19 protein-coding genes and 1 pseudogene are annotated in these 17,502 nt (G+C 48.0%); 5 read left to right on the top strand and 15 right to left on the bottom strand.

All coding sequences use genetic code 11. From position 1 onward, the window contains the following. From HMPREF2700_RS11630 to HMPREF2700_RS05495, 3 genes and pseudogenes are all read left to right on the top strand, one after another. Window positions 1-146, top strand: a pseudogene (locus HMPREF2700_RS11630) (IS5/IS1182 family transposase); the annotation flags it as partial. A gap of 206 nt (window positions 147-352) precedes the next feature. Further along, window positions 353-844: a DUF1841 family protein gene (locus HMPREF2700_RS05500; RefSeq protein WP_070590850.1), complete on the top strand. Its 492-nt coding sequence runs from the start codon at window positions 353-355 to the stop codon at window positions 842-844. 112 nt (window positions 845-956) lie between these two features. Further along, on the top strand, window positions 957-1,664 hold the full coding sequence (locus HMPREF2700_RS05495) for an SIMPL domain-containing protein (protein ID WP_070590848.1): 708 nt from the start codon (window positions 957-959) through the stop codon (window positions 1,662-1,664). A 79-nt stretch (window positions 1,665-1,743) separates the two neighbouring features. On the opposite strand, the gene greB is transcribed toward HMPREF2700_RS05495, so the two are convergent. From greB to HMPREF2700_RS05435, 12 genes are all read right to left on the bottom strand, one after another. Continuing rightward, window positions 1,744-2,235: a transcription elongation factor GreB gene (gene greB / locus HMPREF2700_RS05490; protein ID WP_070590847.1), complete on the bottom strand. Its 492-nt coding sequence runs from the start codon at window positions 2,233-2,235 to the stop codon at window positions 1,744-1,746. Window positions 2,236-2,309: 74 nt separating this feature from the next. Continuing rightward, window positions 2,310-3,860 carry an amidophosphoribosyltransferase gene (gene purF, locus HMPREF2700_RS05485; protein WP_070590845.1) on the bottom strand — a complete coding sequence of 517 codons (1,551 nt, stop codon included), beginning with the start codon at window positions 3,858-3,860 and terminating at the stop codon, window positions 2,310-2,312. A 152-nt stretch (window positions 3,861-4,012) separates the two neighbouring features. After that, window positions 4,013-4,546 (bottom strand): CvpA family protein, encoded by a 534-nt coding sequence (locus HMPREF2700_RS05480; protein WP_070590843.1) that lies wholly within the window; start codon window positions 4,544-4,546, stop codon window positions 4,013-4,015. Continuing rightward, complete coding sequence (gene ftsN / locus HMPREF2700_RS05475; protein WP_070590841.1) at window positions 4,539-5,687, bottom strand: cell division protein FtsN; 1,149 nt, start codon at window positions 5,685-5,687, stop codon at window positions 4,539-4,541. The genes HMPREF2700_RS05480 and ftsN overlap by 8 nt, the downstream gene beginning before the upstream one ends. A gap of 13 nt (window positions 5,688-5,700) precedes the next feature. After that, on the bottom strand, window positions 5,701-6,984 hold the full coding sequence (folC, locus tag HMPREF2700_RS05470; protein WP_070590840.1) for a bifunctional tetrahydrofolate synthase/dihydrofolate synthase: 1,284 nt from the start codon (window positions 6,982-6,984) through the stop codon (window positions 5,701-5,703). A 38-nt stretch (window positions 6,985-7,022) separates the two neighbouring features. Beyond that, complete coding sequence (locus tag HMPREF2700_RS05465; RefSeq protein WP_070590839.1) at window positions 7,023-7,475, bottom strand: protein YgfX; 453 nt, start codon at window positions 7,473-7,475, stop codon at window positions 7,023-7,025. A gap of 4 nt (window positions 7,476-7,479) precedes the next feature. Next, window positions 7,480-7,839: a hypothetical protein gene (locus HMPREF2700_RS05460; protein WP_003747228.1), complete on the bottom strand. Its 360-nt coding sequence runs from the start codon at window positions 7,837-7,839 to the stop codon at window positions 7,480-7,482. A 63-nt stretch (window positions 7,840-7,902) separates the two neighbouring features. Then, window positions 7,903-8,631 (bottom strand): amino acid ABC transporter ATP-binding protein, encoded by a 729-nt coding sequence (locus HMPREF2700_RS05455; RefSeq protein WP_003747231.1) that lies wholly within the window; start codon window positions 8,629-8,631, stop codon window positions 7,903-7,905. Between the two features lie 2 nt (window positions 8,632-8,633). Further along, complete coding sequence (locus tag HMPREF2700_RS05450; protein WP_070590837.1) at window positions 8,634-9,299, bottom strand: SEL1-like repeat protein; 666 nt, start codon at window positions 9,297-9,299, stop codon at window positions 8,634-8,636. A gap of 15 nt (window positions 9,300-9,314) precedes the next feature. Further along, window positions 9,315-10,094, bottom strand: a complete 780-nt coding sequence (gene rsmA / locus HMPREF2700_RS05445; protein ID WP_036490462.1) for a 16S rRNA (adenine(1518)-N(6)/adenine(1519)-N(6))-dimethyltransferase RsmA — start codon at window positions 10,092-10,094, stop codon at window positions 9,315-9,317. An 82-nt stretch (window positions 10,095-10,176) separates the two neighbouring features. After that, the gene (locus tag HMPREF2700_RS05440) at window positions 10,177-10,782 is read right to left on the bottom strand and encodes a Maf family protein (RefSeq protein WP_070590834.1); all 606 of its coding nucleotides are present in this window, start codon (window positions 10,780-10,782) and stop codon (window positions 10,177-10,179) included. Window positions 10,783-10,796: 14 nt separating this feature from the next. After that, window positions 10,797-11,336 carry a gamma carbonic anhydrase family protein gene (locus tag HMPREF2700_RS05435; protein WP_049350611.1) on the bottom strand — a complete coding sequence of 180 codons (540 nt, stop codon included), beginning with the start codon at window positions 11,334-11,336 and terminating at the stop codon, window positions 10,797-10,799. 237 nt (window positions 11,337-11,573) lie between these two features. Here HMPREF2700_RS05435 and HMPREF2700_RS05430 point away from each other — a divergent pair, with 237 nt between their 5' ends. Beyond that, window positions 11,574-12,452, top strand: a complete 879-nt coding sequence (locus HMPREF2700_RS05430; protein WP_070590832.1) for a DMT family transporter — start codon at window positions 11,574-11,576, stop codon at window positions 12,450-12,452. Window positions 12,453-12,506: 54 nt separating this feature from the next. On the opposite strand, the gene lepB is transcribed toward HMPREF2700_RS05430, so the two are convergent. The 3 genes from lepB to HMPREF2700_RS05415 form a co-directional block, all read right to left on the bottom strand. Beyond that, entirely contained in the window at window positions 12,507-13,526 is a 1,020-nt protein-coding gene (lepB, locus tag HMPREF2700_RS05425) for a signal peptidase I (RefSeq protein ID WP_070590831.1), read from the bottom strand. After that, on the bottom strand, window positions 13,526-15,319 hold the full coding sequence (gene lepA / locus HMPREF2700_RS05420) for a translation elongation factor 4 (RefSeq protein WP_070590829.1): 1,794 nt from the start codon (window positions 15,317-15,319) through the stop codon (window positions 13,526-13,528). Before lepA ends, lepB begins: the two co-directional genes overlap by 1 nt. A 132-nt stretch (window positions 15,320-15,451) precedes the next feature. Further along, the gene (locus HMPREF2700_RS05415; protein WP_070590826.1) at window positions 15,452-16,153 is read right to left on the bottom strand and encodes a 5'-methylthioadenosine/adenosylhomocysteine nucleosidase; all 702 of its coding nucleotides are present in this window, start codon (window positions 16,151-16,153) and stop codon (window positions 15,452-15,454) included. 203 nt (window positions 16,154-16,356) lie between these two features. On the opposite strand from HMPREF2700_RS05415, the gene HMPREF2700_RS05410 reads away from it, so the two are divergent. After that, the gene (locus tag HMPREF2700_RS05410) at window positions 16,357-17,487 is read left to right on the top strand and encodes a PilT/PilU family type 4a pilus ATPase (protein WP_070590824.1); all 1,131 of its coding nucleotides are present in this window, start codon (window positions 16,357-16,359) and stop codon (window positions 17,485-17,487) included. The last annotated feature ends 15 nt before the right edge of the window (window positions 17,488-17,502 follow it).

Here is a 17,502-nt window from a genome sequence, read left to right as displayed (position 1 = left end):
GCTTCGGTACGCTGCACCGTAAATTCCGCTATGCCCGGGCAGCCTATTTCGGGCTGCTCAAAGTGAGTGCGCAAAGCCATCTGAAAGCGATGTGTTTGAACCTTTTGAAAGCCGCCAACAGGCTAAGTGCGCCTGTTGCTGCCTAAAAGGCGGCCGGATGCCTGATTAATCAGGTATCCAAGGAGGATTAAGGGGATATTTGAGTAGAATCAGTGGATCTTTGAAACAAAAACAGCCGAAAACCTGTGTTTAGGTTTCGGCTGTCGGGGAAAAAGGAATTTTGCAAAGGTCTCGGCCTTTTTTATCGCAATCGCTATATAATCACATATCCCAAAATCAAATCACACCCATCATGTATGACGTAAACACCCACGATGTCCGCCGATTCTTCGCCCACGTTTGGCAACACAGGCTCGCACCGCTCCAATTAGACGGCCTGCAACAAAAAGCTTTGCGCATTATCGAAGCCCATCCCGAATACGGACACTATCTCGAAGACATCGAACAATATTTAGATAAAGAATGGTTGCCCGAAGACGGCGAAAGCAATCCATTCCTGCACATGTCGCTACACCTTTCCCTGCAAGAGCAAAGCGCCATCGACCAGCCCCCAGGCATCCGTGCCATCTACCAACAACTTTGCGCCCGTTACAACGGCGACTGGGTCAAAGCCGAACACGATATGATGGAAGCCTTGGCAGAAACCATCTGGGAAGCACAACGCTACGGACGTGGTCTTGATGTCAACGCCTACATGACCCGCTTGCGGAAATTGGTCGGCCTAGGCCAAGAAGAAAAAGCCCGCCTCAATCCCCATGAAGTTGGCTTGATGAATACAAAGTAACTTCTTTTCAGACGGCCACACTCCATACAAATCCTTACGCCTGCCAAAGCCAACGTTTCCATCTTTCATGCTAAATTACTTTTTTGAAATCCGCATTACAAGGAAAACCAAAATGCGCCGCCCAGCCCTTACCGCCCTACTGCTAGCCACCTCCCTGCCCGTTGCAGCAGAAAGCCTCAATTACAACATCATTGAATTTTCCGAATCCGCGAATATGGAAGTGCCACGGGATACCATGACCGCGCATTTCAGCATCAATACAGAAGGCAAAGACCGTCAAGCCGTCAACCAAGCCTTCATGAAAAAATTCAACCAGTTCAACAAAATCTCCCAAAACAGCAAATTTAAAGCCGAGCTGATGGAGCGCAACGCATCCCCGCGCTATCAATACACCAACGGCAAACGCACCCAAACCGGCTGGGAGGAACACGCCTACTTCAAAGTAGAAAGCAAAGACTTTGAAGCACTCAACCGCCTGATTGCCGACAGCATCAATATCGCCGTTTTGGAAAACTCCTCATTTTCCGTATCCAAAGAAAAACGCGAAGAAACCGTCGACCAACTGAGCAAGGCCGTCATCCTGCGCTTCAAAGACCGCGCCCAAAACCTCGCCCAAACACTCGGCTTCTCCAGCTACAAAATCGTTAAACTCAACCTGGGTCACATCGGCAACCGCCAAGTCGGCGGCAATTTCGCACGCGCCAAAATGTTACGGGCAGCCCCCGTCGCAGAGATGGCTGCAGGAATAGAAGATGGCGTACCAGCCTCTCCGGGTTCAGAAGAAATCAGCCTGACCGTCAGCGGCTCGGTGCAAATGTAGGATTTTCATTTAAATCATTTTAAAGGCCGTCTGAAAGTATATTTTTCAGACGGCCTTTATAGTTTTTATTCAAGCATAATCAGTCAATCTTAATATATTCCACCGACAGAATCTCGATAACCTCGCGTCCTTCCGGTGTATCCAAGACAACTTCATCGCCTTCGCGTGCTTTAATCAGGTTGCGCGCCAAAGGGGAAATCCATGAGATTTTGTTTTTAGCGGTATCGATTTCATCTACGCCGACGATTTTGACGGTTTGTTCACGACCGTCTCCGCGCAATAAGCCAACGGTGGCGCTGAAAAAAATCTGGTCCGTGGCTTCACGCGCTTCAGGGTCGACGACGACGGCTGCTTCCAAGCGTTTGGTTAGAAAACGGATACGGCGGTCGATTTCGCGCATACGGCGTTTGCCGTAAAGATAGTCGCCATTTTCGCTGCGGTCGCCATTGCTTGCCGCCCAGTTAACGATTTGGACGATTTCCGGGCGTTCTTTGTTGACCAGATGATAAAGTTCGTCTTTCAGTGCCTGCCAACCGGTAGGTGTGATGTAATTTTTGGTTTCGGTACTCATGATGTGTCTAAAACATAATTAAAGGCCGTCTGAACATTAATTTTCAGACGGCCTTTATTGTAAGTCAATTTACTTTATTCTTCATCATCACTATCGCTATCGCTGATACTGATGCTGTGTTCCATTTTGCTTGGATGAACTTTCAAGCCGCCACAACCTGATTTTTCGGTAGAGAGACGGTTTAGATACGCTTCGTCGATATCGCCGGTTTGATAGACACCATTAAAGCATGAAGAATCAAAGGATTCGATTTTTGGATTGAGTGCTTTGACTACTGCTTCCAAGTCTTCTAAGTTTTGGAAGACGATGCCGTCCGCGCCAATCTCGGCCGAGATTTCTGCTGCGCTGCGACCGTTTGCAATCAGTTCGTCACGGGTCGGCATATCGATACCGTAAACATTCGGATAGCGCACTTCGGGAGCTGCAGAAGCAATATAGACTTTGCGTGCGCCTGCCGCTCGTACCATTTCAACGATTTCACGGCTGGTCGTACCGCGCACGATGGAATCATCCACTAACAAAACGCTCTTGCCGTTAAACTCGGTTTCCATTGGGCTGAGTTTTTGGCGTACAGATTTTTTACGCGTTGCTTGTCCGGGCATGATGAAGGTGCGGCCGATATAGCGGTTTTTAATCAGACCTTCGCGATATGGTTTTTCGAGATGGACGGCAAGCTCCATCGCGCTGGGTCGGCTGGTATCAGGAATCGGCATCACGACATCGATATCGTCAACAGGCAACTCGCGTTTGATTTTTTCCGCCAAAGAAACGCCCATATCCAGACGCGCCTGATAGATGGATACGCCGTCGATGACGGAGTCGGGACGCGCGAAATAGACGTATTCAAAGAGACAAGGGCTGAGTTTGACTTTATCGCTGCATTGACACGACACGATTGAACCGTCAAAGCTGACAAACACGGCCTCACCCGGCTGGATATCGCGTTCCAAATCATAGGCAAGCGCATTGAAAGCAACTGATTCAGAGGCAACGGCATACGATTTTTTACCGGATTCATCGGTTTGCGAACCCAATACCAACGGACGGATACCGTGAGGATCGCGGAAGGCAACCATGCCATATCCGGCAATCATGGCTACGACACCGTATGCGCCGCGCACTATGCGGTGTACTTCGGAAACGGCGTTGAAAATATTGTCGATGGTAAGTTGATAAGGGGCTGTATTTTTAGAGACTTCGCGGCGTAATTCGTGCGCGAATACATTGAGTAGAACTTCAGAATCGGAGCTGGTATTAACGTGGCGCAGGTGTTTGTTGCATACGTTTTCATACAGCTCTTCGGTATTGGTCAGATTACCATTGTGTGCTAAAACAATGCCGAATGGGGAGCTGACATAAAACGGCTGGGCTTCTGCACTGCTGCCCGCATTGCCTGCAGTCGGATAGCGGACGTGCGCGATGCCGGCATTACCGATCAAGTCGCGCATATTGCGGGTACGGAACACTTCGCGCACCATGCCTTTGCCCTTGTGCATATGAAATATATTGCCTTCGGCAGTAACAATACCTGCTGCGTCCTGACCACGGTGTTGCAACATCTGCAAACCATCATACAACATCTGATTGACCGGCTCATGACTAACCAAACCTAATACACCACACATATCGTGCTTCTCCGAGTTTGAAGATTAAATGGGTAAGCCGTCATTATAAAATAATTTAGATGAGTTTGCTCGAATTGTTAACAATATGATGCTAAATTTACGCAAATAAAAACGGATTCAGACGACCCATAGGCCGTCTGAATCCGTCAAACTCAATCATCCAATTCTTCAACTTCAGCTGCTTTACCCGAAAGATGCGGCATTGCGGTATCTTTTCCAGGCAAATAAGGCATTGCAGCATCGGCAAGTGATTCAAAATACGGAATTGTGTGCGAACTTTGCCACTCTTCCGTTTTCGGCAAATCAGTGTGTGAAAAAACCATCACTGCCAGTGTCACCAAAATCACACCCTTCACTGCACCGAATATGCCACCAAGCAAACGGTTAATGCTTCCCAGACCAACGGCAGACATCAAACTACTCAACAGCGATCGTGCCAGTTTCTGCAACAGCCATGCCAGAAAAAACACAGCGGCAAAACCCATCGCAACCGCCAAGGAATGCGGTTCAACCGATTTAAAGACTACATCGGCAAATGGCATGGCGAGCGTTCTGGCTGCAATAAACGATACCACCCACGCCACCATCGCCCCTGCTTCGGCAATAATACCCCGTGTCAACGAGATAATGATGCAGATGACGATGACGGCGGCCGCCAACAAATCGGCAACAGGCAAATTACTCACTGGTCACCTGACCGGCAATGCCATGTACACGCAATTTGTTCAAATCGCGCTCTGCATCGCGTGCATTTTTATAATTGGCTGATTTCACGCGATACACCTTACCTTTATCGGTCATCACTTCAGTAATGGTCGAATCGATACCTGCGGCTTTCATTTTACGTTGCAGGCTTTGTGCGCGTTCTTTTTCAGCATAACCAGCCTGAATGGCGGCTTTTTTAGCAGGTTTGGCTTCTGCTTTTTCTTTTTCAGCTTTAGGTTTGGCTTTTTCAGACGGCTTCTCGGCAGTTTTTACCTTATCGGCTTTTTCTGCTTTGGCCGTTTCCGGTTTAGCCTTTTCATTTTTTGGTTTTTCAACTTTGGCCTCTGCTTTCTTAGCAGGCTCGGCCTTGTCTTTTACGCTGTCTTTGCTGTTTTTGGCAGATTTACGTTCGGCAATGGCTTTCTCTGCTTTTTCCAATTGTGCCAATTTATTGCGTTCGGCAGCGGCTTCACGTTCTGCTTTTTCAGCACGCGCTTGAAGTGCGCGTTTTTTAGCTGCCAATGCGCTTTCTTTCTCAGCAGCTTCCTGTTGGGCTTGTGTTTTACGGGCTGCAGCAGCACGTTGTTCTGCCTGACGTTGGCGGCGCTCTTCGGCTCGGCGCTCCGCAGCTTCACGTTTGGCAGCCTCGGCGCGTTGAATACGTTCAGACTCTTCCAAGCCTTTAATATTGCCGTCATCCAAAGTATCGTTGATCAAAACCAACGGCTCGCCAACATCTTCGGGAGCAGATTCACGACTTGGCTTCAATACTTCAACCGGCGCATTGTCTTCTTCGTCGCCTGCATTTTGCGGTTTATTTGATGCTTCGGCATCCGCATGGCGGGCAGCCTCCTCAGCAGCAGCGACATCTTCTTTATTCGGCTCTAAAACAACGGCCTTGCTCGGCTCGTCAGCCGTTTTGACTTGGCTCTGACCGACAGGCGCTTCTTTAAACGGTGAATTTTTATCGTCGCCGGAAGTCAGCGCCAGACCGAACAGCATACCCGATGCCACCACCAAGCCGGAGGCCAAGACCAAGCGACGGCGGTTGCGACGTTTGAGTCGTTCGTAACCGTCTAAATCGTATCCGTTTGGAGTTTCTTTTTGTTTATTGTCGGACATGATAATTTCCTCGTTAGTGTTCTTTCAAAACAGCCATTACATCGGCAACAGTATGGAATGAGCCGAAAACAACGATTCTATCATTTTCGGTCGCTTTAGCCAAAGCAGCGCGGTAGGCAGCAGCGACAGTTTCAAAAACATTTACATTGTCGATGCCATGTTCAGCCAATTTGGCCTTCAAAGCCTCTACCGTCATGCCGCGCGGTACATCTAAAGGCGCGATATTCCATTCGTCAAACTGGTCTTTAACGATTTCCAGCACGCCATCAATATCTTTATCGGACAACATACTGAATACGGCGGTACGTTTTTGGGCAAAGGCAAGGTTAATCAGGCTGCGGCGCAAAGCACGGGCTGCGTGCGGATTGTGGCCGACATCCAAAACCACCAGCGGACGGCCGGGCAAAACTTGGAAACGTCCAGGATTCTCAACCAACAGCAAACCGCGTTTAATCGCGCCGATATCAACCGGTAATTGTTCGTTCAAACATTCCAACACCGTCAATGCACACGCGGCATTGGACAACTGATAGGCACCGCGCAAAGCAGGAAACGGCAAGGAATTGCGGTTACGGCTTTGGCCGTCTGAAGATTGCGGATGGAAGCGGTAATTCCACTGTACGCTTTCCATTGACGCAAAATCAAAATCTCGCTGAACCATCAACAGTTTTGCACCAATTTCTTCTGCGTGTTTAACCAATGATTCAGGCGCAGGATTCTGACCGCACACGGCTGGTTTACCGCTACGGAACACTCCGGCTTTTTCAAAACCGACCTGTTCGACAGTATCACCCAAAAATGCCTGATGATCCAAATCCACGCTGGTAACGACCGAGCAGTCGCCATCGAATACATTCACAGCATCCAATCGCCCGCCCAAACCGACTTCCAAAATCATTACATCCACATGTTCATGCATGAAAATATCGACGGCAGCCAAAGCATTAAACTCAAAATACGTCAGCGAAATTTCACCGCGCGCCGCTTCGATACGCTCAAATGAGGAAACAATCAATTGATCTGAAACCGGCTGAGTGTTGATGGCGATTCGTTCGTTGTAACGCAGAAGATGAGGACTGGTCAGCGTACCGACTTTAAAACCGGCTTCTTTATAAATATGCGACAAATAGGCACATACGGAACCTTTGCCATTGGTACCCGCCACCACGACGACAGGACATTGCGGCACCAAATTCATGCGTTTTTTCACTTCTCCCACGCGTTCCAAGCCCATATCGATAAGGCCGGAACTATGGGCAGTCTCCAAATGAGAAAGCCAGTCTTGTAATGTTTTCATTGTATTTATCGCTTCAAAAGACCGTCTGAAACAGCCGTTTAATCCATATCTGCCGCAAGTTCTGCTTTGTCTTCTTTTTCCCGGCACCAGCGCGCCCACACTTTCAGACGGCGGTAGGCATCGCGGTCGGTCATGTCGGGCAAGATGCAGTGTTTAACCATTTTTCCATCAACATTCCATTGCAGAAACAAAGCATAAACTGTCAACATACTGCCGTCTTGCAAAACAGCGCTTCTTCCCTCTTCCTCGTCATTCAAGTAAACCGTCGCACGGTATTGGCGGTCGATGATGATTTTTCTGACCGCATTTCGAGTCTGAAAATTAACGCTGCGCCAAGCATAGGTAAAACTACCGGCCAATGCCGCCAAACCCAGCCACATCATCCAGCCGTAAAACTCGACAAGGCATAAGGCCAACGTCGAAAGGTGTAAGAAGACAATCAGAATTTTCAAAGAACGCGAGGGCTTTAAGGCCGTCTGAAAACTTCGCACGGCTTTACATCATATTGTCGAAAACAGGCGTAATGTTCAATTCCGCCTCTTCCATATCTAAAACCATATCGTGGATTTCGGTATCGAAAAATTCCCAAAAAGCTTTCAAACTCATGTCTTGCGGCCATTTGCTTTTATCGATGTCCCAGCCTGCCAATTCGGCTTCAAAAATCTGCTGGTAGCGTTCGTCAAAATAAGAAATGACGGATTCGGGTTCGTCAAATTGTGGCACAAGGAATACGGAGCAGTTGGTGCGCAGTTGCTCGACGGTCAGATCGGGCATATTTTCATCGGCGGATTTCAGCCATTCCAAAAAACGGGCGGTCGGCTTCAGCACGACAGCAGTACGGTCAACAAAATACATTATTTTCAACTTTCAAAATCATTCGAACCGATCATGCCGTCTGAAATTTCAGACGGCCCGAGTTTAATGTGTCATCACCTGTTGCAGGAATTGTTTGGCACGCTCGTGTTTCGGATTGGTAAAAAATTCTTCCGGCGTTTCATCTTCCAGAATCTGGCCTTTATCGACAAAAATCACACGGTCGGCAACTTCGCGCGCAAAACCCATTTCATGGGTCACACACATCATGGTCATGCCGCTTTCCGCCAAGTCTTTCATTACTTTCAATACCTCGCCGACCATTTCAGGGTCAAGCGCGGAAGTCGGCTCGTCAAACAACATGACGCGCGGCTCCATCGCCAAACCGCGTGCAATCGCCACACGTTGCTGCTGACCGCCGGAAAGCTGACCGGGCAGCGCGTCTTTTTTATGCGCCAAACCGACGCGTTCCAAAAGCTCCATCGCTTTCTTTTCCGCCTCTTCACGACTTTGATTTTTCACTTTCATCGGAGAAAGAATGATATTTTCCAAGACAGTCAAATGCGGATACAGATTGAATCCTTGGAACACAAAACCTACTTCTTCGCGCACTTTGTTCAAATCGGTTTTCGGATCGGCAACATTGATGCCGTCCACCCAAATCTCGCCGCTTTCAATGCGCTCGAGTTGGTTTACCGTACGAATCAGCGTAGATTTGCCACTGCCCGAAGGGCCGCATACAACGACCACTTCGCCTTGTTTGACTTCCAAATTCACGCCGTTGATAACGTGCAAATCTTTAAAATGTTTGTGTACATTTTTGAATTTAATCATGTTTATTTGACATTCTCTAAAATTGACCAGATTTTGGACGGCCTGTTTTTAATCTGTTTGGCGTAATGCTCGATTTTCTCACTGTTGTCCTTGGTATAAATGCCGCGACACAATATATCCAATGCATCTTTGTTCAAGTCGCCATAACGGTTGTTGGTATATACCGACAGGATGCAGGCTTTCAGGGGATTGAAGGGAACGCCGTATTTCTGCGCATTGTCCCGATTTCCAAACAGCCATGCGGTATCTGCTAAAGCTGCGTAGTTGCTCAAAGCTGCCGCTTTAAATAATTTTTCTTTGATCAGCGGATAATTTTTCTGCTTCTGATTTTCCAGTTTGAACACTTCATTCATCAATTTTTGTGAACCGTTAGGCGCAAGTTCGTCTTCTAAAGCTGTTTTATCATATTCGGCTTCAATATCATCAAGTAAGTCTTGTGCCGCTCCTTCGCCGTTTTCTGCGGCTTTTTTCAGCCAATAGTAAAACTCGCTTTCTTTGAGGTTTACAGGGTCTGTTGTCATTTCCAACTGCATGGCCAGCAGATATTGCGCTTCAGCATCGCCGGCTTTTGCTTTGCGCCGCAGGTTTTCTTCTCCGCCGGTGCCTAATGCAAATGCCGTACCGGTAATAAGTACAGCCAGCCCACACCAGACATATTTTTTCAACATTAAGTTCCCAACCTTTCAGACGGCCTTTTGAACCAGATAATTGCTCAATTCCACATATTTCTCAGCGGCAATGTGTTCTGCCCTGTCCTGCGGATTGATGCCGACTGCCTGCAAATCATCATCGCCGGCAAGTTCCTTCAAATTATTGCGTATGGTTTTGCGGCGTTGATGGAAAGCCAGTTTTACCAGTTTGGCAAAATGTTCAAAATCTTCTGCTTTACCAATGCGGTGTTTCACCGGAATCATGCGCACCACGGCCGAATCCACTTTCGGAGCAGGATCAAAGGACTCGGGCGGCACCTCAATCAACATTTCCATATCGAAGAAATATTGCAGCATTACGCCCAGACGGCCATAGTCATTGGTTTTCGGCTGAGCCACCATGCGTTCAACCACTTCTTTTTGCAGCATAAAGTGCATATCGATCACATCGTCTGCCACTTCGCTCAATCGAAACAAAAGCGGCGTAGAAATATTGTACGGCAGGTTGCCGACAATTTTTTTCTTGCCTTCAATGCTGTTGAAATCAAACTGTAATACGTCGCCTTCGTGTATCACCAATTTATCTGCAAACGGCAAGGTTTTCAGACGACGTACGATGTCTCGGTCGATTTCGCAAACATGCAGGCGATTGAGTTTCTTCGCCAAAGGCTCGGTAATGGCAGCCAAGCCAGGGCCGATTTCGATCACGATATCGTCAGGCTGCGGTCTGACCGCGTTGACAATATCGCTAATAATCCGCGTATCCTGCAAAAAATTCTGCCCGAAGCGTTTCCGGGCCTTATGTTCTTTCATATCTTTCTTCAAACAAGCTGTTTAAGGCAGTATTGTAACTGAAACAGGCGTTTTTGTCGGCACGCTTTCAGACGGCATTTGCCTAATTTAAAGCAAACGGCGGCGCTTCCAAACCCAAAGATTTCAGTAGTTGCGCGGTCTCATAAACCGGCAAACCCATCACGCCCGTAAAACTGCCCTGCAAATGCTCGACAAATACGCCGCCCAAGCCCTGAATCCCATACGCACCGGCTTTATCCATCGGCTCGCCGCTGGCAACATAGGCTGCAATCTCCTCAGCCGCCAACGTTTTAAAGCGCACTTCACTCGCCTGCACCACATCATGGCGCACGCCTTGCCAGTAAACGCATACAGCCGTCAGCACTTGATGCGTCCGTCCAGACAAGCGTTCCAGCATATCGACCGCATCTGCCTCGGATTCCGGTTTACCCAAAATAACCGCACCATCTGCCACCGTCGTATCCGCCGTCAATACAGCAAACTCAGGCTCTTGATCATGAGTAGCAAACCATTGCGTCACCGCTGCCTGATTTTTCTCGCAGGCCATACGGCGCACATACTCTACTGCAGCTTCGCCTTCTTTAGGGGTTTCATCAATATCCGCAGGAAGGCGGCGTACCGTAAAACCTAAATTCTCCAAAATCTCACGACGGCGCGGACTGCCCGAAGCCAGATAAATTGCGTTCATTGTATTGATTTTCCTTATTTTGAAATTTTATGCTGGCCGGACAGGCGGACATAATGCGCGGACGAATACGTCAAAAATTCCTTTTCCTCATCAGTCAGCGGACGCACTTGTTTCACAGGCGAGCCGACGTATAAAAAACCGCTTTCCAAACGTTTGCGCGGCGGCACCAAACTGCCCGCGCCTATCATCACATCATCTTCGACAACCGTATCATCCAAAATAATCGAGCCCATGCCCACCAACACACGATTCCCAATTCGACAGCCATGCAGCATGACCTTATGCCCAATCGTCACATCATCGCCGATAATCAAAGGCGAACCGTCAGGCTTCGCCGCATTCTTATGCGACACATGCAAAACGCTGCCGTCCTGCACATTACTGCGTTTGCCGATAGAAATACTGTTCACATCGCCGCGCAATACGGCATAAGGCCATATCGATACATCTTCCGCCAGCGACACTTCGCCAATCACTACCGAAGTCTCATCTACAAAACAAGACTCATCAACCGACGGCACATAATCCAAAAACGCACGAATAGGGTTTGCCATTTCCAATATCCTTTTCTCAAAACTAAAACTGATCGGGCCGTCTGAAAACACGGCGTAAAACGATTTTATACTACAACAATACGAAATTAAGCCAGAAAATCATCAAAAGGCCGTCTGAAAAAGTTTTCAGACGGCCTTACATCATAAACCCTTTATCTTGGCTTACGACTATTTATCATTAGCGCCCCAGCTATATTTTATGGAATAATCGCCTTCATTTGATTCTTGGAGAAGCCGATGGACACACGTTCGGGAAATTATGCAGCGCCCCTGCTGGTCGTCGGCTGCGTCGTCTTCGGCTTGGGCAGTTTAATCGTCAAATTTGTCGATGTCGGCTCTTACGCCATCGCATTTTGGCGCTTGCTGATCGCCGCCCCTATATTCTTCCTGCTCGGGCGTTTTTTCAGACAAAAAATGCCCACGAAAAGAAAAACAGTTGGCTACGCAATCTTATCCGGCGTTTTTCTCGCATTCGACCTCGCCCTTTGGCACGAAAGCATTCACGCCGTAGGCCCCGGCATTTCCACCTTGCTCAACAGCCTGCAGATTTTCTTTTTAGCCGCCATCGGCTTCTTCTTTTATTCCGAACGTTTAAGTGCCCTGCAAATTTTAAGTTTGATATTGGCCACCATAGGCGTCGCCTTAATCGGCAGTCCAGAGTTCAGCCATAACAACAATGCCGCATGGGGATTTGTCAGCGGCGTAGTATCCGGTGCCATGCTGGCCCTGTCTATGGTCTTCGTACGCAAAACCCATGAGCAGGAAAAAGTCGGTTTGTTTTCGCTGATGATGATTTTAAGCTTCGGCGGCGCAATGGCGCTGGTCATCCCATCGCTGCTATTCGATGCCGCCCATCTATACCCCAAAACTTTAAACGATGTAATTCTAGTCTCCATCTACGGCATCGTCATGCAATGCTTCGCTTGGGCATTGATTGCTTACGCCATCCCGCTTTTATCCTTGTCACTGACCGGCCTCCTACTGCTCTCCGAACCAGTCGCCGCCATGTTGATCGATTATTTCTGGCTGGATAAACCGATTAATACCGTCCAATGGAGCGGCGCCACTTTGACTTTATTGGCGATTTATTTAGGTTCGTTAAAAGACAAAAAATAGATACAAAAAAGGCCGTCCGAAAAACTTCAGACGGCCTTTTAATCTGTTTATTGCTTATTGGATGCTGGTACCAATACGGCTGAGTTCGCCAAAGTTCATCCAAACGAAGAAGGCTTTACCGACGATCAGTTTGTCATCGACAAATCCCCAATAACGGGAATCGGCGCTGTTGTCACGGTTGTCGCCCATCGCAAAATAACGGCCTTCAGGAACTTTACAGATAAAGCCATTACCGTCTTCTGCGTATTCGCAATTTTCCAAACCGCTTGTTTCAAGCGAGTAATTGTTTTCAGGCATCACTTCGGAGATGTATTTGTTCAATACAGCAATAGATACGGAAGGCTGACCGGCCTCTTTGACCACATCAAAGTTTTTGCCGTTCAAGGCAGTATGAAAACGCTCAAGCGTATGAATCATAGACGGATCGGTATCATCTGCGTATTGATAATTGCCATTTGGTTTTTCGGAAATAATTTCTCCGTTAACAGTCAAAACCTTATCACGGTATTCCACAACGTCGCCCGGAATACCGACGATGCGCTTGATGTAATTCATCTCAGGCTGAAGTGGGTAATTGAACACCACGACATCGCCTCGGGCAATGTTGCCAACAGGGATAATGACCTTATTCAAAATCGGCAGGCGGATACCGTAAGAAAATTTGTTCACCAAGATAAAATCGCCTTTGACCAAGCCAGGACGCATGGAGCTGGACGGAATTTGGAACGGCTCGGCAATAAAGCTGCGCAACACAAAGATAACCAAGATGATGGGGAAAAAGCCGCCCATATAGTCGGTAAAATGCGCATTGTCTTCGCCGGTCTCGCTTTTTTTCAGACGGCCTTTATGGATTGCCCAAACAATACCAGTGAACACGACAAACACCAGCAATACGGCGGTAAAGCTCATATACTCGGACAAAATGCCGAATACGCCGACCATGCACAAGAGATAACTCCATTGCAGGCCGGAGCTCCATTCGCCGTTTTCCTGACGCTCTTTACTGCTTTTAAAGTTGAGGACCAAGCCGGCCAGCAGTACAACGATTGCGCCTAAAGTCAGATTTATACTCATTATTTATCACTCACTTGCAGAATCGCCAAGAACGCGCTTTGCGGGATTTCCACATTGCCCACTTGTTTCATGCGGCGCTTACCTGCTTTTTGTTTTTCGAGAAGTTTTTTCTTACGCGTAATATCGCCGCCGTAACATTTCGCTAAAACGTTTTTACGCAGGGCTTTAACGTTTTCGCGGGCGATAATCTGGCTGCCGATAGCGGCCTGTACGGCAATATCAAACATCTGGCGCGGAATCAGTTCGCGCATTTTTGCTGCCAGCTCGCGACCGCGGTGAACGGCGCTTTGACGGTGGACAATCAGGCTCAGGGCATCGACTTTTTCGCCGTTAACCATAATGTCGAGCTTAATCAAATCAGACGGTTGGAACTCTTTGAAATGGTAGTCCAACGAAGCATAACCGCGCGAAGTCGATTTAAGTTTGTCGAAGAAGTCCATCACGACTTCGTTCATCGGCAAATCATAAGTCAGCATGACTTGGCGGCCCATGTATTGCATATTGACCTGGACGCCGCGCTTTTGATTACACAAAGTCATAACGTTACCGACATATTCCTGCGGCACGAGGATGGTCGCAGTAATAATCGGCTCAAGAATGGTTTCGATGGTGCTGATTTCAGGCAGTTTGGACGGATTTTCAACTTCGATTTTCTCGCCGTTTTTCAACACGACTTCATAAACCACCGTTGGCGCAGTGGTAATCAAGTCCATGTCGAACTCGCGCTCCAAACGCTCCTGCACGATTTCCAAGTGCAACAGGCCCAAGAAGCCGCAACGGAAGCCGAAACCTAATGCTTGGGAAACTTCAGGCTCAAATTTCAACGAAGCATCGTTCAGCTGCAATTTTTCCAACGCGTCACGCAAAGCTTCATAATCGTGGCTTTCCACAGGATAGAGGCCTGCAAATACTTGGCTTTGTACTTCTTGGAAGCCGGGCAGCGGCTCAGAGGCAGGGTTGGCAACCAAAGTAACCGTATCGCCGACTTTCGCCTGACCCAATTCTTTCACGCCGGTAATCAAAAAGCCCACTTCGCCGGCTTTCAGTTCTTGTTTTTGAACTGATTTTGGTGTGAATACGCCCAGCTGCTCAACCTGAGTTTCCGCCTTGGTGCTCATAAAGCGTACTTTGTCTTTCAGCTTGACGGTACCGTTTTTCACACGAATCAGCATGACCACGCCGACGTAGTTGTCAAACCACGAATCGACAATAACCGCTTGCAACGGCGCGTTTTCATCGCCGGTCGGCGCGGGAATTTTGGCAACGATTTCTTCCAAAACATCTTCCACACCAATGCCGCTTTTGGCAGAACATTGAACCGCACCGACGGCATCAATGCCGATAATGTCTTCAATTTCCTGCTCCACGCGTTCGGGTTCTGCGGCAGGCAAGTCAATTTTGTTCAAAACAGGCACGACTTCCACGCCCAAATCAATCGCGGTATAGCAGTTCGCCACGGTTTGCGCTTCTACGCCTTGAGACGCGTCAACCACCAAAAGCGCGCCTTCGCAAGCCGACAGCGAACGGGAAACTTCGTAAGAGAAGTCGACGTGTCCCGGAGTATCAATCAGATTGAGCTGATACACCTGCCCGTCTCGTGCTTTATAGTTGAGCGCGGCGGTTTGCGCTTTAATGGTAATGCCGCGCTCTTTTTCGATGTCCATGGAGTCGAGCACCTGCGTACTCATTTCGCGCAAATCCAAACCGCCGCAGTATTGGATAAAACGGTCGGCAAGCGTCGATTTACCGTGGTCGATGTGGGCAATAATGGAGAAATTCCGTATGTTTTTCATATTGTTATTAAGATAAATGCAATTAAAGTCGGAAAGGCCGTCTGAAAAAACAGGGATTCGGTTTTCAGACGGCCTTAGAATAAGGTTGAATCGTTCCGTATTCTAACGGAAATTCAACGTTTCTGCATGATTTTATAGCGATTTGACAATCTCGATAACCATCTTCGCCGAGCTGACGGCCGCCGTTTTCAAAAACTCTTCAAAGCTGATATCCGCTTTCTCATCTGCCGAATCGGATACGGCGCGAATAATCACAAACGGCACTTCCAACTGGTGACAAGTCTGCGCAATTGCCGCAGCTTCCATTTCCACTGCTTTTACTTCAGGGAAATGGCTGCGGATTTCCGCGACACCTTCACTGCTGTGCACAAAACGGTCGCCACTGACAATCAGGCCTTGCGTTACGGCCGCACCTTCAAACACTTGCGCCGCCTTTTCTGCTTGGCGAATCAGGTTTTCATCCGATGCAAACACAGCAGGAAGTTGCGGCAGCTGTCCCCAAACATAACCAAAAGCCGTTACATCGACATCATGATGCGCCACAGTTTCGCCGATGACCACATCGCCGACCTTCAGGCACTGACCCAAACCGCCTGCACTACCGGTATTGATGACACAATCCGGTGCAAACTGATGAATGACCCAAGAAGTCGAAACCGCTGCATTAACCTTACCGATACCGCTCAAAACCAATATCATGCGTTTTCCGGCCAATTCGCCTTCATACGCCGAGAATTTACCGAAGGATACATGCTTGACATTGGCCATGCTTTCACGCAAAAGCTCGATTTCCTGTTCCATTGCGCCGACCACGGCAATTGTTTGTACTGACATCTCGTTACCTTTCCATTCACTAATCGGGCAACATTATAACAGCAGAATTTAAAATCACAGGGATACTGAAAAATCTGCTATATTCCTAGAACGACACTCAATTTAAAACAGATAGCCACTCTAGCGGGCAAACAGCAAATAATGATTGCTTCTGTTATAATTATTCTCAATAAAATAACTTAACATTAACTATCTAAATTCTTATGTTTGACGAAAATACTCCGGGCGCAAAAGAAGAATTGTTCGCTTGGCTACGCCATATGAACAAATACAAAGGCTCCGACCTTTTCATTACCACCAATTTCCCTCCGGCCATGAAAGTGGACGGCAAAATCACGCGACTGAGCGATGAGCCGCTAAGTGCTGAAAAATGTATGGAAATCGCTTTTTCGATTATGTCTTCCAAACAAATCGAAGAATTTTCTTCCACCAACGAATGTAACTTCGCCATCAGCCTGCCCGATACCAGTCGCTTCCGTGTCAATGCAATGGTTCAACGCGGTGCGACTGCATTGGTGTTCCGCTCCATTACCAGCAATATTCCAAAATTTGAAACGCTCAATCTGCCCCCTATTCTGAAAGACATTGCCCTCAGAAAACGCGGCCTGATTATTTTTGTCGGTGGTACAGGTTCGGGCAAGTCCACTTCCCTCGCCTCCCTTATCGACTATCGAAACGAAAACAGCTTCGACCACATTATTACCATCGAAGACCCGATTGAGTTTATCCACCAACACAAAAACTGCATCATCACCCAACGTGAAATCGGTGTAGATACAGAAAATTGGCCGATTGCGCTGAAAAACACCCTGCGCCAAGCGCCGGATGTTATCCTGATTGGTGAAATCCGAGACCGCGAGACCATGGACTACGCTATTTCCTTCGCGGAAACCGGCCATTTATGTATGGCGACACTGCACGCCAACAGTACCAACCAAGCACTCGACCGCATCATCAACTTCTTCCCCGAAGAGCGCCGTACCCAGTTGCTAACCGACTTATCGCTCAACCTGCAAGCCTTTATTTCACAACGACTGATTCCCCGTGAAAGTGGCAGGGGTCGCGTTGCGGCAGTCGAAGTTTTACTCAATTCGCCGATTATTGCCGACTTGATTCAAAAAGGTGAAGTCCACAACATCAAAGAAATGATGAAAAAATCAACCGGCATGGGCATGATCACTTTTGACCAAGCTTTGTATGATTTGTATGAAAACGGCGATATCAGCTATCAAGACGCCATTAAAAATGCCGACTCCGCCCATGATTTGCGCTTAGACATTCAATTACGAAGCCGTCGTGCGCAAAATGCCGGTCCGGATTTAGAATTGATTTAACAGCTTCAAAGCATA

Origin of the sequence: Neisseria sp. HMSC068C04 (genome assembly GCF_001810105.1) — a bacterium.
Lineage (GTDB): Bacteria > Pseudomonadota > Gammaproteobacteria > Burkholderiales > Neisseriaceae > Neisseria > Neisseria flavescens_B.
Note: the sequence above shows the minus strand (reverse complement) of the source record. Positions and strands in the feature narration are given on the sequence as shown.

Bases quoted from the DNA above. Each gene is read 5' to 3' on its own strand.
- HMPREF2700_RS05500 (WP_070590850.1), top strand. From the start codon at position 353: ATGTATGACGTAAACACCCACGATGTCCGCCGATTCTTCGCCCACGTT.
- HMPREF2700_RS05495 (WP_070590848.1), top strand. From the start codon at position 957: ATGCGCCGCCCAGCCCTTACCGCCCTACTGCTAGCCACCTCCCTGCCC.
- greB (WP_070590847.1), bottom strand. From the start codon at position 2,235: ATGAGTACCGAAACCAAAAATTACATCACACCTACCGGTTGGCAGGCA.
- purF (WP_070590845.1), bottom strand. From the start codon at position 3,860: ATGTGTGGTGTATTAGGTTTGGTTAGTCATGAGCCGGTCAATCAGATG.
- ftsN (WP_070590841.1), bottom strand. From the start codon at position 5,687: ATGTCCGACAATAAACAAAAAGAAACTCCAAACGGATACGATTTAGAC.
- folC (WP_070590840.1), bottom strand. From the start codon at position 6,984: ATGAAAACATTACAAGACTGGCTTTCTCATTTGGAGACTGCCCATAGT.
- HMPREF2700_RS05460 (WP_003747228.1), bottom strand. From the start codon at position 7,839: ATGTATTTTGTTGACCGTACTGCTGTCGTGCTGAAGCCGACCGCCCGT.
- HMPREF2700_RS05455 (WP_003747231.1), bottom strand. From the start codon at position 8,631: ATGATTAAATTCAAAAATGTACACAAACATTTTAAAGATTTGCACGTT.
- HMPREF2700_RS05450 (WP_070590837.1), bottom strand. From the start codon at position 9,299: ATGTTGAAAAAATATGTCTGGTGTGGGCTGGCTGTACTTATTACCGGT.
- rsmA (WP_036490462.1), bottom strand. From the start codon at position 10,094: ATGAAAGAACATAAGGCCCGGAAACGCTTCGGGCAGAATTTTTTGCAG.
- HMPREF2700_RS05440 (WP_070590834.1), bottom strand. From the start codon at position 10,782: ATGAACGCAATTTATCTGGCTTCGGGCAGTCCGCGCCGTCGTGAGATT.
- HMPREF2700_RS05435 (WP_049350611.1), bottom strand. From the start codon at position 11,336: ATGGCAAACCCTATTCGTGCGTTTTTGGATTATGTGCCGTCGGTTGAT.
- HMPREF2700_RS05430 (WP_070590832.1), top strand. From the start codon at position 11,574: ATGGACACACGTTCGGGAAATTATGCAGCGCCCCTGCTGGTCGTCGGC.
- lepB (WP_070590831.1), bottom strand. From the start codon at position 13,526: ATGAGTATAAATCTGACTTTAGGCGCAATCGTTGTACTGCTGGCCGGC.
- lepA (WP_070590829.1), bottom strand. From the start codon at position 15,319: ATGAAAAACATACGGAATTTCTCCATTATTGCCCACATCGACCACGGT.
- HMPREF2700_RS05415 (WP_070590826.1), bottom strand. From the start codon at position 16,153: ATGTCAGTACAAACAATTGCCGTGGTCGGCGCAATGGAACAGGAAATC.
- HMPREF2700_RS05410 (WP_070590824.1), top strand. From the start codon at position 16,357: ATGTTTGACGAAAATACTCCGGGCGCAAAAGAAGAATTGTTCGCTTGG.